The sequence below is a fragment of the Bradyrhizobium sp. USDA 4504 genome, from assembly GCF_054063995.1.
In genome coordinates this window covers 4,258,497-4,273,670 of sequence record NZ_JBSSGV010000001.1, presented here as the reverse complement: position 1 = coordinate 4,273,670, position 15,174 = coordinate 4,258,497, and the positions used below count along the sequence as shown (strand labels likewise).

Below are 15,174 nucleotides of genomic sequence, written 5' to 3'. Positions count from 1 at the left end.
TGAGGCGTATCGGAGCGATGGACCGAAAGCGGGCATGGCGGTGAAAAAGGGTCCATCCCATCTGCTCGGTAACTCGGCATGGAACGCAACCGCCTTCGTTGTCGCGGTGCTGCTCAATCTCGCGATCCTGCCGTTCGTGATTTTCCGGCTCGGTCTCGCCGCGTTCGGCGTTGCGGGTCTGGTGACGGCCTGTGTCGCGCCGGCGCTGATGTTCAGCAATGCGCTCGGCCTTTCGACGGCGCGGGAACTCGCGCAAAGGCTGGAACCGTCCGACCGCGACCAGGCGCGGCGATTTTTCGCGACCGCTCTCGCGCTTGCCATCGTCCTTGGCGGCCTGATCGCGGCGTTGCTTGCCTGTGCCGGCGCGCCGCTCGCACGACTGGGATTCCACCTCGGCGGCCCGGCCGCCGACGACCTCGGGCTCGCCTTCGCATTGGCCGGCGCCGGTTGGCTGTTCCAGTGCCTGTTCGCCGTCTTCCTCTCGCTGTTCACGGCGCGTCAGGACTATCGGCGGATCGCGTCGATCAGCATCACGGGCACGGTGGTGATGACGATGTCGATGCTGCTGCTGATCCCCTACGCGCCGCGCGCCTCGACCTTCCTCGGCTGTCAGGCCTTGGGCTTTGCAACAAATCTCGTGATGGCGTTCGCCTGGTCGCGCCACGCCATCACTGACTGGCTGGCGAGGCCGGCGCTCGATCGCGGTGCGCTGCGTGCGCTGGTCAAGCTTGGCGGTTGGCAGTTCGCGGCGCAAAGCGGCGCGCTATTCGCCGGGCAGGCGGACCGCTATCTGCTCGGCGCGCTGCTGCAGCCGCAATTCGTCGGCTTCTACAGCGTCGCGCAGCGGCTGGAGGAGGCGGTCTATATCGGTGTGCTGAAGATTGGCGAGATCTTGTTCCCGTTCTTCAGCACCCTGCAGAGGGAAGATGACGATCGCAAGGTCGACCTCCTGCTGCGCTCGTCCTGGATTCTCAATGTGCTTGCCGCGAGCGCGCTGGGCGGCCTGATCCCGGTCGCAGGCGCATTGCTGCATCGATGGACCGGCGCCGAGGTGGCCGCCGAGGCCCAGCTGGTGCTGGTGGTACTCGCGATCAGCGGAATATTGGGGTCCAGCGCCAATGTGTTTGCGTTCTATCTACTGTCGCAGGGCCGCTCCAGTTCCAACGCGCTGATCTCGCTCGTCACGGGCATCTTCACGCTGGCGACCAGCGCCGTCGCGCTGCCGTATTTCGGCTGGGAGGCGGCCGGTTGGAGCTCCTGCGTCGGGATGGTCGCCCAGATGGTGATCACCGTGTTGTTGCTGCGGCGAACCTTCCGCCTTTCAGGTATGTGGTCACGGATGTTGCATTTCGTATTGATTCCGCTCGGCACGGGAGTAGCCATCGCGCTGGCGCTGCGTTCGCAGCTCGGCCACGCGTCATTCGACCACGCGCCGTCATGGTGGTATGTGGTGTCGCTCTACGGCGTGTCGGCGGCGGCGATCTTTGTCGCCGCCGTTGCCGCCTCGCAGCTCGGTCCCTATCGCGCCGTGTGCTGGCGGGATCTCCGCGTCATCAGCAGTCGCTTCCTGCCCTTCAAGGCCATCTAGACATGTGCGGCATCGCAGGCATCGTCAATCTGCGCGGCGCTCCCGTGGAGCCGGCCGACATCTCGCGGCTCACCAATTTGATCGCGCATCGCGGTCCGTTCGGCGAGGGCACCTGGTTCAATGCCAAGCGAAACGTCACCTTCGGCCATCGCCGGCTCGCCATCATTGATCCCGGTGAGGGCGGCTATCAGCCGATGGTGTCAGGCGATGGCCGCCATGTGATCGTCTACAACGGCGAGATCTACAATTTCCTCGAATTGCGCCGGGACCTCGAGGCGAAGGGCGCGGTCTTCCGCAGCCAGTCCGATACCGAAGTGATCCTTGCCGCCTGGCAGGCATGGGGCGAGGACATGCTGCTGCGCTTCAACGGCATGTGGGCGCTGGCAATCTACGACACGGCCACGGATGATTTGTTCCTGGCGCGCGATCGCTTCGGCATCAAGCCGATGCTGTATGCGTTGTCATCCGAGCGCTTCGTGTTCGCGTCCGAGCAGCGCGCACTGGCGCGGAGCGGGCTGGTCGAAACGTCGCTCGATGTCGACGTAGCGCGGCGGCTGTTGCTTGACCCGTTCGGGATCGAAGGCAGCGAGCGAACACTGTTCGCGCAACTGCGCCGCCTGCAGGGCGGCCACTGCATGTGGTTGCGCCAGGGGCGTGTGCAGGTGCGCCGCTGGTGGCGGACCGTGGACCATCTGCCGGCGGTTCCGGATACCGAGACGGAGCGCGTCGAGCGCTTTCGCGACCTGTTTCAGGATTCCGTCGCGCTGCGGATGCGCAGCGACGTTCCGATCGGGACCTGCCTGTCCGGCGGCTTCGATTCGTCCGCGGTGATCTGCGCCATGGCGACCCATGAGAAAGCCGGCATGGGGCCGCGTGACTCGACCGCCTGGCGGCACGCCTTTGTCGCGACCTTTCCCGGCGCCAGCAATGACGAGCGGCCGATGGCGGAGGAGGCGGCCGCGTGGGCCGAGGTGGCACCGAGCTTCCTCGAGATCGGGCGCTCCGACGCGCTCACCGACCTTGACCGCATCCTCGACGACAATGACGACGTCTATATCGGGCTGCCGAGCGCGCCGTGGTTGATCTATCGCGAACTCCGGCGCCAGAACGTCACCGTGTCGCTGGACGGCCACGGCGCCGACGAATTGATGGGCGCCTACCTGCAGGAGGGACAGTCGGCCGCATTCCGGATCCGGAACGCAGCAGCCGCGCTCACCTCACGATCGCAGCTGGCGCAGCGCGGCATAGACTTCTTGCGCGCGCAGATGATCAGGCGCGAGGGGCACTACTTCCTGCGTGGAGGCGCTACGGCCGCCCCTGCGCCGCTGCCGCTGGTCGCCGAGGATGACGAATTGCCTGATACATGGGGCGCGTTGAACCGGCGCCTCTACCGTATGTTCCATTCGACGACGCTGCCCACCATTCTGCGCAATTTCGACCGGCTCTCGATGGCGCACGGGATCGAGGTCCGCATGCCGTTCATGGACTGGCGGTTGGTCACCTACACGATGGCGCTGCCGGAAACGAGCAAGTCGGCAGACGGCCTGACCAAGGTGGTGGCACGGCAGGCGATGGCGAACCTGATGCCCGAAAGTATCCGCACCGCGCGCCGCAAGGTAGGCTTCAACTCGCCGATGCCGGAATGGCTGAACGGGCCATTGGCGGGTTGGACGGCAGAGCTGCTCGAGCGGAATGTTCCAGCATTCGCCGAGTTCGTCGATGAAACGCCGCTTCGAAAGGCGGTCGGCCGCTTGACGGCGTCGCAGAGCTGGGATTGGAAGAGTGTCGGCCGGATCTGGCCTTATTTGAACATGAAATGGATGTTGGCAAGGTCCGCGTAACCAATGCGTCTGTTCCAGAATAGCGGTCTCTATCCGTCCTATTTGCCGAGGCTGAACCAGCTCGCGGCAAAAGCGTCAAGTTTCGACGCGCGCCGCGACGTGTTCCTGCATGATCGGTTTGGCGCCGCGCATTTTCTCAAGCCCGTACTCGACGGCGCAGCTGAAGCCTTTTTCACGAATGGCGACGACGAAGTGCTGCAGCGCCAGTGGGCGCGTGAGCAGGGCATGAAGGAAGCGCCGACGCTCGAGGCCATTCTGCTTGCGCAGATCGAGCATCACAGAACCGAGGTGTTCTACAATCTCGATCCGGTGCGCTATCCGAGTGCGTTCGTCGCCAAGCTTCCCGGCTGTGTGAAGAAGACGCTGTGCTGGCGCGCCGCGCCTTCCGGAAATGCTGATCTCACCGCCTATGGCGCGGTGCTTGGAAACTTCCCCTCGATCCTCGAGGCGTGGCGCAGCAAGGGGTGCCGGGCGGAGCTCTTCTTTCCCGCGATCGACCCCGTCATGGAGCAGTACGGCCACGGCGAACGGCCGATCGACGTGGCGTTTGTCGGTGGATATTCGCGGCATCATAGCGCGCGGGGCAGGACGCTCGAACAGGTCGCCGCGCTGGCGGCTGATCGCAAGATCGTGTTCTGCCTCGATGCGTCGCGGCTGACACGGCTTGCTGAAAGCGCGGTCGGTCGATTGCTGCCGCTGCGCAAGCACCGGCGCCCCGACGCCATCGCGCGAATCGCAAGGTTGCCGCTATTCGGCAGGGACCTCTACGAGCTGTTCGGATTGGCGAAGATCGTGCTCAATGGCGCGATCGACATGGCCGGCAACGATCGCGGCAATATGCGCTGCTTCGAGGCGATGGGCTGCGGGTCGCTGCTCGTATCGGATGCCGGCAACTATCCGCAAGGGATGCAGGACGGCGTCACGATGCGCACCTACGACGCTCTCGAGCGGGCCGCCGAGGCGATCTCAAGCAGCCTGCAGGATTGGCCTCGATGGGCTGCGATCGCCGCCTCAGGCAGGAGCCGCGTGCAGGAGACCTACAGCAAGGCCTCGCAATGGGCGCAGTTTATCGACCTCGTCGCGCGGATTGAGCCGTGATAGACGGTGCACAGATCGACCGGAGGGTATGGGGCCGCGATGATATCTGCAAGCAACTTGATCCATCAACTCAAATGGGCCGACGAATGTACCGTGCCGCACTGTAGCGCCGAAAAAAGGAGGCGACGATGCGAGTCTGTTCGCCCAGTACAGCGGCGGGCGCAATCGGTTCAACGAGCGAGCAGCTCTGCTAACGCCATCGCCCCAGATTGAGTTGAGCTGATGAATCTCGACTATTGGCTGCAACGACTCGTGGGACGGGCAACCTGCCGTCTTGGAGCTGGTGCAAAATTGATGCGGACAGCACGCATCCGCAACATTCGTGGCGACAGCGATCGAATCGTCGTCGGAGATAGCAGTATAATCCGCGGGGAGTTGTTGACCTTCGCGCATGGTGGAGAGATCAGGATCGGCGAGTGGTGCTACGTCGGCGAAGGAACCCGAATCTGGTCAGCGGCGTCGATCGAGATCGGCAACCGCGTCCTGATCGCGCATTCGGCGAATGTTTTCGACAATCTCACGCACCCGCTGCGGGCGGCCGAGCGGCACAAACAGGTCCAGCAGATTTTCACCCGTGGACATCCGAACGATGTCTCGCTTGATGAGGGGCCGGTTAGAATTTGCGATGATGCCTGGATCGGCGCGGGTGCGATGGTCTTGCGCGGTGTGACGGTGGGCCAGGGCGCTATCGTCGCGGCCGGCGCGGTCGTGACCAGGGATGTCGCGGCGTTTTCGATCGTGGCGGGCAATCCGGCCGTAATGGTGAGGGAGCTTGGGCCCGATGAACGGTGAGCGCAAGTTTACCACCTGGGAGGACGCGGTGGTCTGGCTGCGCAATCAGCCGGATCAGCGCCAGCTTGTGCTCGACGCCTTCTACGACGATCCGCTGGCCGGCGCTGCCGAACGCTATTTCCAGAGCTCCGAGTGGCAGGCGGTCGCTTCGCTGCTGGCCAGCCGATCGGGCGCCGCGCTCGATGTCGGCGCCGGCCGCGGCATTGCGAGCTACGCGCTCGCCCGAACCGGCTTTGCCGTGACGGCGCTCGAGCCGGATCCGAGCGCAATCGTGGGAGCGGCGGCAATCCGCGATCTGGCAGGGCAGACGCAACTGCCGATCCAGGTGGTCGAAGAGTTCTCCGAGCGGCTGCCGTTCGCCGACGCGGCGTTCGATCTCGTCTTCGCCCGCGCCGTGCTGCATCACACGCGCGATCTCGAGGGAGCATGCAAGGAGATGTTTCGCGTGCTGCGGCCCGGTGGTATGCTGATCGCCGCGCGCGAGCATGTCATCAGCAAGGAGACGGACCTTCCCCAGTTCCTCGCGCAGCATCCGTTGCATCATCTCTACGGGGGCGAGCATGCCTTCCTGCTCGATCGCTATACCGGCGCGCTGACCAGTGCAGGCTTTTCCGCGATCGACACGCTGGCGCCGCTGCAAAGCCCGATCAACCTGTTTCCCTATACGCTGGAGACCCTGAAATCGGCGATCGTGACTAGGTTGACGCAAAAGGTTCCGGTGGCGCCGCTGTGGCGAACCGCGTTTGCGTCACGCCTTGTGTTCGGCTCGCTGCTGTCGATGGCCGAACGGTTCGACAATCGACCGGGCCGGCTCTACTCTTTTGTCTGTCACAAGGCCTGAGCGATGATCGTCTGGGTCACAGGCGCGAACGGGTTCATCGGCCGCCATCTCGTGCATGAGCTGGCGGGAGCGGGCCATGCGGTGCATGGCGTCGGGCATGGAGCGCTCGATGCACCGGAAGCCGGGCGGCTTGGTTTGCAGAGCTGGATCAACGGTGAAATCGACGCGGCCAATCTCAACGCGCTTGCCACAGCTCACGGGCTGCCGGCGCAGATCTTTCATCTGGCTGGGGGATCGTCGGTCGGCATCTCGATCGAGCGGCCGTTCGAGGACTTTTCGCGGACCGTGGCGAGCACCGCGCGGCTGCTCGAATGGCTGCGCGGATCCGCGCCGAACTGCGCCGTGATCGCGGCGTCAAGTGCGGCCGTCTATGGAGCCGACCATGTCGGCCCGATCGCTGAAAGCGCGATCGCAACTCCGATGTCGCCCTATGGGCAGCACAAGTTGATGATGGAGCAATTGTGCGGGAGCTACGCGCAGTCGTTTGGCATCCGCTGCACGATCGTGCGGCTGTTCTCGGTCTATGGACCCAATTTGCGCAAGCAGCTGCTTTGGGACATCTGCTCACGGCTGGCGGCCAAGGAGCAGGTGCTCACGCTTGGCGGGACGGGCAACGAAATCCGCGACTGGACCGACGTGCGTGATGTCGCAAGGCTGCTCGCAAGCGTCGCAGCACCGTCGTCGCAGGCGGCCTTCCGGGTCATCAATGGCGGGTCGGGCCGCGGGACCAGCGTTGCCGATATCGCAGCCGGTCTCATCCGGCAGTGGGGCGGCAATACCGTTGTGCGGCACTCGGGCGTAAGCCGGCCCGGCGATCCCCTGAGCCTGTTGGCCGACGATGCCGCGCTGCGCCAGATCGGGTTCGATTGGCGCATTCCGCTCGATCGGGGCCTTGCCGATTACGTGGCCTGGTTCAAAGGGCAGGCTTCGTGACGTCCCGCCCATTGCGGTTGGCGTTCAGTCACATTTCGCGACGGCTTTGGGCCGGCGGCTACAATTATCAGCGCAATCTGTTTGCGGCGCTTGCCAGGTTTCTGCCCGGCGAATTTGTCCCAGTTGTCTTCGCCGGGAATCGGGCTGAGGGGAATGAGCTCGCGGAGCTCGCCGCGATACCGGGTGTCGAGGTCGTTCGATCGGAAGCGTTCGATGGACAGCCAGGGTTGGCCGCGGCACTGGGGCTTGGTTTGGATCGCGGCGCTGCGACGGCGTTTCGAGGCGCCGGGATCGATGTCGTCGTCGAATCGGCACGTTTCTTTGGTTGGCGGCTCGCGCATCCGGCAGTGGCATGGATTCCGGATCTGCAGCACCGCTCTCTGCCGCAACTGTTTCCAACGACGGCACGCTTGCGCCGCGAGCTTGGCTTTCGCATGCAAATCGCCTCGGGCCGAACCATCATGCTGAGCAGCGAGAGTGCGCTGCGTGATTTCAAGGCCTATTATCCAGGCGCAAGAAACAAGGTCTGCGTGGTTCGCTTCGCGACCCAGCCGCCGGCCGCGTTCCTGAACACCGACCCGTCGGAGGTGATCGCGGCATATCATCTGCCGGCGAACTATTTCTACCTGCCCAATCAGTTCTATCGCCACAAGAACCACCAGCTCGTCGTCGACGCCCTGACGATCCTGAAGGGGCGGGCGATCGACGTGGTGATCTGTGCATCCGGCAGCAAGGAAGACCGGCGCGAGCCGGGCTATTATGATCTGGTCAACTCCGAGATTCAGAAGCGCGGCCTTGAAGCGCAGTTCCGCCACCTCGGTGTTATCCCGCTGCCGCATGTCTACGCGCTGCTGCGCGCTTCAACCGCGCTGATCAACCCATCGCGGTTCGAGGGCTGGAGCACGACCGTCGAGGAGGCGAAATCGTTTGGCGTTCCGATGATCCTGTCCGACATCGACGTGCATCGGGAGCAGACCGCGGGTAGCGCCCGCTATTTCGGCGTCGACGATCCGGTCGCGCTGGCCGACCACCTGATGCAGGCCGCGCAGGACGCTCACGGGCCCATCATTCGGAACGTCGTTCCGCACCAGGGCGGCAATGTCAGCGCGTTCGCAGCGAGTTTTGCGGCGGCCGTACGGCAGGCCAAGAGCTCAAGCTTGGGGCCGCTCGGCTGATTAAGGGCACGGTGTCTGGTATGCGCTTACGTCGCAAGGTCTGGGCGTTCGTGTTTCCCAGTTACAACGGAGTAAAGGCGTTTGCCGACGATCTCCTGCAATCCCCAGCGCGAGCTCTTGTCGATTGAATATCCGAGCTCCCTAGCGAGAGCGAATTCGGACTAGCCTTAAGCAGCTGTCACCGAGCCATGGCGACCAGGGTAGGTTTGCCCCGTTGGCGATCGCGACTGTTTGCCTAGCCCGTTGCCTCGAAATTGGCGCGTCGGTTTGGTTCTCGGCTCGCTTCCTCATCATCTCGAGGAGTTATGTACCACAGGAGGAACAGGATCGCGGCTCCATGTGTGAAAAGTATTGTTGAGAAGGGAACATTCAGGAAGACCTGCGGCAGGATCGCACTGGAAATCAGGATAAATGAAGGGCGGAGGCCGGCGCTCATTCGGTTTGCTAAGCCAATGGCCACGCCGCATAAAAAACTTGATACAGGCGCCAATCGATGCCCGACCGCCGCGACGCCTTCCGTGGCCAGGAACGACGCATTGAAGTTGCCAAGTTGGTACTCTTTGGCGAGCACGACGCCCAGTTGATCTTTGTATGGGCAGTCTAAAAACTTCAAAATCGAAACGTGGCAAAAAAAGGTATGAGGATGGCGCGAAAAGAAGTCGTTGTAGACGTCCATCGCGCTGGAAGGAATGGCGACCATGCGAAAGTTTACGAGTCCAAAAATAGATATGGCTGCATTTCCAATTGCAACAAAAAGTACGAGGCCGGCAACCGTCGGTACCAAGAGCGACAATACCACGACGGTACGCTCTTCGAAAAACTTGAGTAGAATCGTTACGAACCCCAGCCACGCTGGGGTAAACAGAGCGAGTTTATTGAGAGTGATTGGATAGAATAGCACTGAGAGCGCGAGACAGAGTAGCGCTTGGCCGCGATGTGATCGGGTCCAGCAACACGCAAAGGCAAAGGGAATGAGTGCGGTGGACGTCATTCCGATAAGATAGTTCATCCATCCGGGATAGGCGATTTCACGCTGAAACTTGTACATCTCTGCTAGGCCAACGATCCTAAATCCGTATGACGCACCAAGAATGACAGTCAATGCTGTGAAGACCATGATGGCTGCGGGAAGGTACCGAAATATCCTCTCGGGTATCGCGTAAATCTGGGTGAGGGGCTTGCGCATGAATAGCGCAGGGAGAATTGCCGAAAGCAAGGATGCAATGGCGGACAGACGCGCCAAGGATGTATCGTAATTGAATTCCGAGAAGTAGCTTAGCCAAACATAACCAATGATCATCGTGTACAGATAGAACGATACGAAGTAGCCGAAGCTAAACCTAGCGACAGCAAATAAGATTGAGATGAGGCTCAGGCCGGCAACGCAGGTTGCGGCCTGAACGACGTTCGATTTTCTGAACAGAATGTGAAAATCAGCGTATAAACTGGCTACGAAAATCAGCGAAACACAGCAGACAGCAGTATGGGCCAAAACGAGCGGAGTTAGCCCGAGGCGAACGTTCCATGGGGTTGCTGTAGGCGCGTGGGGGGGGGGTCGGCGCATTAGTTCGGATGTTGGTTGAACCAGGATAGTACGGCGGCATTAAGCACGAAATGACAGCGTAAATATTCCACACTTTCGAGGTTATGAAGCAAGCGGTCGAACCGGGCTATCGGCTGCAATAGCTGCGGCTTTCTACCTGGTGTCGCTCGTCCGTGGGGTTAATCGCATTAACGAGAATGTCGCGGCGAAAGCGGTTCCTGATCCTGCATCTAGCCTCCGAGATGCTTGATTCGAAAGGAGTTTTGCGAATATAGAGAGCTTGCAAGTTTTGGGCCGGCCGTGTACCTAGCCCTTTCTCTAGTACCGAGCGAAAGGCGGTTTGATGATCAGGTTTGGTCTGCTCGGTTGCGGGCGTATCGCCAAGCGTCATTCCGATCTCTTGGGCGGCAATCACATCGAAGGAGCGAGCTTGGTCGCGGTCTGCGATCCGATCCGCGCGCGTGCCGATGCGGTCGCCGGGAAGTTCGGCGTCGCGGCCCATTACGACATGGACGAATTCCTGGCGCGGAAGGACATCGATGCCGTCGCGGTGCTGACGCCGAGCGGGCTGCATCCCGCGCACGTGATCGCCTGCGCCAAAGCCGGCAAGCACACCGTGGTCGAGAAGCCCATGGCGCTGCGGCTGCAGGACGCCGACGACATGATCCGGGCCTGCGACCAAGCCGGCGTGAAGATGTTCATTGTCAAGCAGAACCGCTTCAACGTGCCGGTGGTCAAGGCACGCGAGGCGCTCGATGCCGGCCGCTTTGGCAAGCTCATCCTGGGGACGGTCCGGGTGCGCTGGTGCCGCGACCAGGCCTATTACGACCAGGACGACTGGCGCGGCACCTGGGCCTATGATGGCGGCGTGCTGACCAATCAGGCGAGCCACCATGTGGACATGCTGGAGTGGTTCTTCGGCGACGTCGTGAGCGTGCATGCGCGCGCGGCGACGGCATTGGCCAAGATCGAAACGGAGGATACGGCGGTTGCAACGCTGAAGTTCCGCAACGGCGCGCTCGGGATCATCGAGGCCACCACCGCGGCCCGCCCGACCGATCTCGAGGGCTCGCTGTCGATCCTGGGCGAAAAGGGCACCGTCGAGATTTCGGGCTTCGCGGTCAACCAGATCCGCCACTGGCGCTTTGTCGAAGAGCTGCCGTCGGACAAGGACGTCGTCGAGAAGTTCTCGGTCAACCCGCCCAACGTCTACGGCTTCGGCCATCAGGCCTATTATCACCATGTGGTCGATTGTCTGGTGAACCAGCGCGCCGCGCTGGTCGATGGGCTCGAGGGCCGCAAGAGCCTGGAGCTGATCTCGGCCCTCTACGAGTCGATCGAGACCGGCGAGGAAGTCGCGCTGCGCTTCACGCCACGGCTGAGCCGGCTGGGCGTCGTTTCGTGAACCGGCCGGACGTGCATCAGGCCAGCGTGCGCGATGTCGCGTTCGGCGAACGCGTCAAGATCGTCGCGCCCTGCAACCTCTATGGCTGCAAGCTCGGCGACGACTGCTTCGTTGGCCCCTTCACCGAAATCCAGAAGGGTGTGATCGTCGGGGCGCGCACCCGCGTGCAGTCGCATGCCTTCGTCTGCGAGCTCGTCACCATCGGCGAGGATTGTTTCGTCGGACACGGTGTGATGTTCGTCAACGACACGTTCTCCACTGGCGGCCCGGCCCGTGGACGCAAGGAGCTGTGGCGCGAGACGGTGATCGGCAACCGGGTGTCGATCGGCTCCAATGCGACGATCATGCCGGTCAGGATCGTCGACGACGTCGTCATCGGTGCCGGATCGGTGGTGACCAAGGACATCACGATATCAGGCACCTATGCCGGCAATCCGGCGCGTCGGCTGCTGACGAGCCAATAAGGTAATAGGGGAATATCGATGGCGGTGCCGTATGCCGACCTGCAACTGCAATACCAGTCCATCAAGGGCGAGATCGACGCTGCGATCGTCGGCGTAATCCGCGACAACGCCTTCATTCGCGGCAGCTATGTCGACGCCTTCGAGCGCGAATTTGCGGCGGCGGCCGAGGTCGCTCATTGCGTCTCCTGTGCCAACGGCACCGACGCGCTTTACCTTGCCATGCGGGCGCTGAAGGTGAAGCCGGGCGACGAGGTGATCACGACGGCGCATTCCTGGATCTCGACCGCGGCGATGATCACCCATGCCGGTGCCACCGTCGTCTTCTGCGACACCGATGAGGCGACGTTCACGATCGATCCGGCGGCCATCGAGGCCGCGATCACGCCGCGCACGGTCGGCATCATCCCGGTGCATCTCTATGGCCAGCCCGCGGATATGGACGCGATCATGGCGATCGCGCAGAAGCACAAGCTGTGGGTGATCGAGGATTGCGCCCAGGCCCATCTGGCGCGCTACAAGGGCCGCATGGTCGGCACGTTCGGCGAGGCCGCGACCTATTCCTTCTATCCCGGCAAGAATCTCGGCGCGATGGGCGATGCAGGTGCCGTTGTCACCAATGATGCGGTGCTCGCCGAGCAGATGGCGATGCTGGCGCGCCATGGCGGACTGGTGAAGCATCAGCACCATATCGAGGGCATCAACAGCCGGCTCGACGGCATGCAGGCCGCGATCCTCTCGGCCAAGCTGCCGCATCTTGCTGCCTGGACCGAGGCCCGACGGGCCGCCGCCGAGATCTACGACGCCGGCCTCAACCAGATCGAAGGTGTCGTGGTGCCGGAGATCGCGTCGGCGCGCAGCCATGTCTACCACCTCTACACGATCAGGCATCCGCGCCGCGACGCGCTCGCCGCGCACCTCAACGCAAATGGCGTGCAGACCGCCATCAACTATCCCACCGCGCTGCCATTGCTGCCGGCCTATGCGCGGTTCGATCACCGGCCGGAGCAATTCCTTAACGCGCATCGCGATCAAGGCCGCATTCTCTCGCTGCCGATGTTTGCCGAGATCACGCGCCAGCAGCAAGACGAGGTGATCGAGCTCATCCGGACGTTCTGATCACGATGGCGGCCTCGCGCCTGACAGGGCAGCCTTCAGTTCCCGAGCAGCAGAGGCTTCAAGAACAGCTCCAGGTTCGGACCTGAGAACTGGTATCCTTTGAGACCGGCGGCGCGAGCCGCCTCGAGATCCCTTGGCTGGTCGCCGACCAGAAAGCTTCGCTCAAGATCGACCGGAAATCGCTCCAGCAGGTCATTGATCATGCCCGGCGCGGGCTTGCGGCGCTGGCTGTCCTGCCGATACTGCTCTACGATCCCTTCCGGATGGAACGGGCAGTATTCGAAGGCGTCGATATGCGCGCCGATCTTGCCGAGCTCGGCCGCCATCCAGTCGTGGAGCTCTTGGACGTGCGCCTCCTCGTAGAGGCCTCTGGCGACACCGGACTGGTTGGTCACGACAAACGCAAAGTAGCCCATGTCGTTGGCAGCCTTCACGGCCTCGCGGGCGCCTTCGATCCAAACCAGCTTGTGGCTTTCGAAGAGAAAACCGATGTCCTTGTTTAGGACGCCGTCCCGATCGAAGAAAACGGCCGGTCTTCTTGCTCGGCCATCAAGAGAGCTGTTCATCGCGCCTGGGCGTCCGTCGATTGAAGGCGGTTTCCGCCCGCATTCAATCGCACAATGCGCCACGCCGCAATACGCTTGCAGCCTGTGAACGCGCCGCGTCGGCTGACGTCGCGGGAATCCAAATACCCGGACCGGAATGCCGCCGTCAATCGGTTGGCTCAAAGCGTTTTGCCGTCGTTTGAGCGTTGGACGAGATAGGACAAGCTTGGTACTTGTTGAGCTTCGCGGAGCGCTATCCGTCCGACGATTGTGATGCTCTCGTTCCCGTCCCGTCCCGACCCGAGATTGAAATGACGCGATCGCTGACTTAACAAGTTTGGTCCGCGCATGCTGCGTCTGAAACTGTCGCCTCTCACATGTCAGGTCCGCCTTGCTGGAAGAACCTTCGCTCCGTTTCCATCGTACTTGCATCGCCTTGCTCAGCGCACTTGTTGCGATTTGCTGCGCATCCCTGATCGCATTCGCGACCACTGCGGCGCCAATCCCGTTCGATCCCGCGGTGTTTCACGTATTTTTCGACCCTCAACGGCTAGCGATTGCAGCCGTGATCACTTTGGGATTTGCGCTAATCGGGATCAGCTTCATTCTTGCACCCCCAACAATCGGCTATTATGTAGGCATCTATCTCTACGCGATGGTTTTGAGCTTTCTCTGGCTCAATTGCTTCAGCGATCTTGACTACAACCATACGCTTGCCGGCATATCGGCCTTCGTGTCCGGTGCCCTGTTCCTGCTGCCAGCGTTGTTTTGGACGCGTCCGCTCTCGATCGACTTTCGCCTTTCCTTGGCGGCGTTTGACAAGCTGCTCGTCGTGTTGCTCTGCTTCGCATCAGTGGCCGTCTTTGCGGGAGCGCGTTACAGTTTTAGTTTTGTTGCGATCGACGAAATGGCTGCGGCCCGAGAGAATTTGGTTACGCCCAGGATACTCAACTATCTTCTCGCGATGATGATCAGCAGCCTCCTTCCGTTTGCTTTCGCGGGCCTTGTAGCACGGCGCAAGCATATGCTCGCCGCGCTCGCAATCATCTTGCAATTCTTGCTATACCCCATAACGCTCAGCAAGCTTGCGCTATTTGCGCCATTCTGGCTGATCTTTCTTCTGTTACTCATCAAGGTCTTCGAGTTTCGGCTGGCCGCGATAATATCGCTTCTGTTGCCTATGCTGGTTGCGCTTCTCGCAGTTCTCTTGATCGGAGGCAGAGCAGGGCTGCCATTCTCAATCATCAATTTTCGCATGATCGCTGTTCCGGCCATCGCGCTTGATGTCTACAATCATTTTTTTTCCAGAAACGACCTAACATATTTTTGTCAGATCTCGGTCGTCAAAGCCTTTGTAAGTTGTGCTTACGATGCGCAGCTGTCAGTCATAATGCAGCAGCACTATCGGCTCGGTAACTTCAACGCCTCGCTATTCGCTACCGAAGGTATCGCGTCCGTCGGGCCATGGCTCGCTCCGCTTGTTGTCCTGGGATGCGGATTTGTCGTTGCTATCGGAAATCGGGTATCGGCGGGCCTTCCTCCAAGATTCGTATTGCTCTCCGGAGCGATGCTTCCCCAGGTATTTCTCAATGTTCCACTCACGGTCGCATTCGTTACGCACGGCGTGGCGCTGCTCTATCTGCTATGGCTCGTTACGCCGCGCGCGCTTCTCGAAGCTGAACCTGGAGCCGCTCACTCTTAAATGGCTGCCGGCCAGTCGCGCTTAAGTCGGCGACGTATTTGTCAAGAAACAGAATGATTGGTGGACCACACGAGGTGCGGTGAGGTGGATGTCGCAGGCAGGCGCCCTGCTCGAGAGGAACCCGAATTCGA

14 protein-coding genes are annotated in these 15,174 nt (G+C 61.6%); 11 read left to right on the top strand and 3 right to left on the bottom strand.

Going from position 1 to position 15,174, the window contains the following annotated elements; translation table 11 throughout:
- Nucleotides 1-34 precede the first annotated feature (34 nt).
- The 6 genes from ACVMB1_RS20040 to ACVMB1_RS20015 all read left to right on the top strand — a co-directional run bounded on the left by ACVMB1_RS20040 (nucleotide 35) and on the right by ACVMB1_RS20015 (nucleotide 7,093).
- Nucleotides 35-1,588, top strand: coding sequence for a lipopolysaccharide biosynthesis protein (locus tag ACVMB1_RS20040; protein WP_456849094.1), 1,554 nt, complete (start codon nucleotides 35-37; stop codon nucleotides 1,586-1,588).
- 2 nt (nucleotides 1,589-1,590) lie between these two features.
- A complete protein-coding gene (asnB, locus tag ACVMB1_RS20035) occupies nucleotides 1,591-3,429 on the top strand; it encodes an asparagine synthase (glutamine-hydrolyzing) (protein ID WP_456849092.1) in 1,839 nt (612 codons plus the stop codon).
- A 3-nt stretch (nucleotides 3,430-3,432) separates the two neighbouring features.
- Nucleotides 3,433-4,527, top strand: a complete 1,095-nt coding sequence (locus ACVMB1_RS20030; RefSeq protein ID WP_456849090.1) for a glycosyltransferase family protein — start codon at nucleotides 3,433-3,435, stop codon at nucleotides 4,525-4,527.
- A 222-nt stretch (nucleotides 4,528-4,749) separates the two neighbouring features.
- Complete coding sequence (locus ACVMB1_RS20025) at nucleotides 4,750-5,319, top strand: acyltransferase (RefSeq protein ID WP_456849088.1); 570 nt, start codon at nucleotides 4,750-4,752, stop codon at nucleotides 5,317-5,319.
- Nucleotides 5,309-6,160, top strand: coding sequence for a class I SAM-dependent methyltransferase (locus ACVMB1_RS20020; protein WP_456849086.1), 852 nt, complete (start codon nucleotides 5,309-5,311; stop codon nucleotides 6,158-6,160). Before ACVMB1_RS20025 ends, ACVMB1_RS20020 begins: the two co-directional genes overlap by 11 nt.
- Before the next feature lie 3 nt (nucleotides 6,161-6,163).
- A complete protein-coding gene (locus tag ACVMB1_RS20015; protein WP_456849084.1) occupies nucleotides 6,164-7,093 on the top strand; it encodes an NAD-dependent epimerase/dehydratase family protein in 930 nt (309 codons plus the stop codon).
- On the opposite strand, the gene ACVMB1_RS20010 is transcribed toward ACVMB1_RS20015, so the two are convergent.
- Nucleotides 7,060-7,533, bottom strand: coding sequence for a hypothetical protein (locus tag ACVMB1_RS20010; protein ID WP_456849082.1), 474 nt, complete (start codon nucleotides 7,531-7,533; stop codon nucleotides 7,060-7,062). The genes ACVMB1_RS20015 and ACVMB1_RS20010 overlap by 34 nt on opposite strands.
- On the opposite strand from ACVMB1_RS20010, the gene ACVMB1_RS20005 reads away from it, so the two are divergent.
- Nucleotides 7,528-8,268, top strand: a complete 741-nt coding sequence (locus ACVMB1_RS20005; RefSeq protein WP_456849080.1) for a glycosyltransferase — start codon at nucleotides 7,528-7,530, stop codon at nucleotides 8,266-8,268. The genes ACVMB1_RS20010 and ACVMB1_RS20005 overlap by 6 nt on opposite strands.
- A 235-nt stretch (nucleotides 8,269-8,503) precedes the next feature.
- Here ACVMB1_RS20005 and ACVMB1_RS20000 read toward each other — a convergent pair whose 3' ends face one another.
- Complete coding sequence (locus ACVMB1_RS20000) at nucleotides 8,504-9,760, bottom strand: hypothetical protein (protein WP_456849078.1); 1,257 nt, start codon at nucleotides 9,758-9,760, stop codon at nucleotides 8,504-8,506.
- A 394-nt stretch (nucleotides 9,761-10,154) separates the two neighbouring features.
- On the opposite strand from ACVMB1_RS20000, the gene ACVMB1_RS19995 reads away from it, so the two are divergent.
- From ACVMB1_RS19995 to ACVMB1_RS19985, 3 genes are read left to right on the top strand one after another with little or no spacing between them, the layout of a single operon-like run.
- On the top strand, nucleotides 10,155-11,216 hold the full coding sequence (locus tag ACVMB1_RS19995) for a Gfo/Idh/MocA family protein (RefSeq protein WP_456849076.1): 1,062 nt from the start codon (nucleotides 10,155-10,157) through the stop codon (nucleotides 11,214-11,216).
- Nucleotides 11,213-11,680: an acyltransferase gene (locus ACVMB1_RS19990; protein WP_456849074.1), complete on the top strand. Its 468-nt coding sequence runs from the start codon at nucleotides 11,213-11,215 to the stop codon at nucleotides 11,678-11,680. The genes ACVMB1_RS19995 and ACVMB1_RS19990 overlap by 4 nt, the downstream gene beginning before the upstream one ends.
- A gap of 18 nt (nucleotides 11,681-11,698) precedes the next feature.
- Nucleotides 11,699-12,796, top strand: a complete 1,098-nt coding sequence (locus ACVMB1_RS19985; RefSeq protein WP_456849072.1) for a DegT/DnrJ/EryC1/StrS family aminotransferase — start codon at nucleotides 11,699-11,701, stop codon at nucleotides 12,794-12,796.
- 35 nt (nucleotides 12,797-12,831) lie between these two features.
- Here ACVMB1_RS19985 and ACVMB1_RS19980 read toward each other — a convergent pair whose 3' ends face one another.
- Entirely contained in the window at nucleotides 12,832-13,362 is a 531-nt protein-coding gene (locus ACVMB1_RS19980; RefSeq protein WP_456849070.1) for an HAD-IIIA family hydrolase, read from the bottom strand.
- 370 nt (nucleotides 13,363-13,732) lie between these two features.
- On the opposite strand from ACVMB1_RS19980, the gene ACVMB1_RS19975 reads away from it, so the two are divergent.
- On the top strand, nucleotides 13,733-15,043 hold the full coding sequence (locus ACVMB1_RS19975) for a hypothetical protein (protein ID WP_456849068.1): 1,311 nt from the start codon (nucleotides 13,733-13,735) through the stop codon (nucleotides 15,041-15,043).
- Nucleotides 15,044-15,174: the final 131 nt, after the last annotated feature.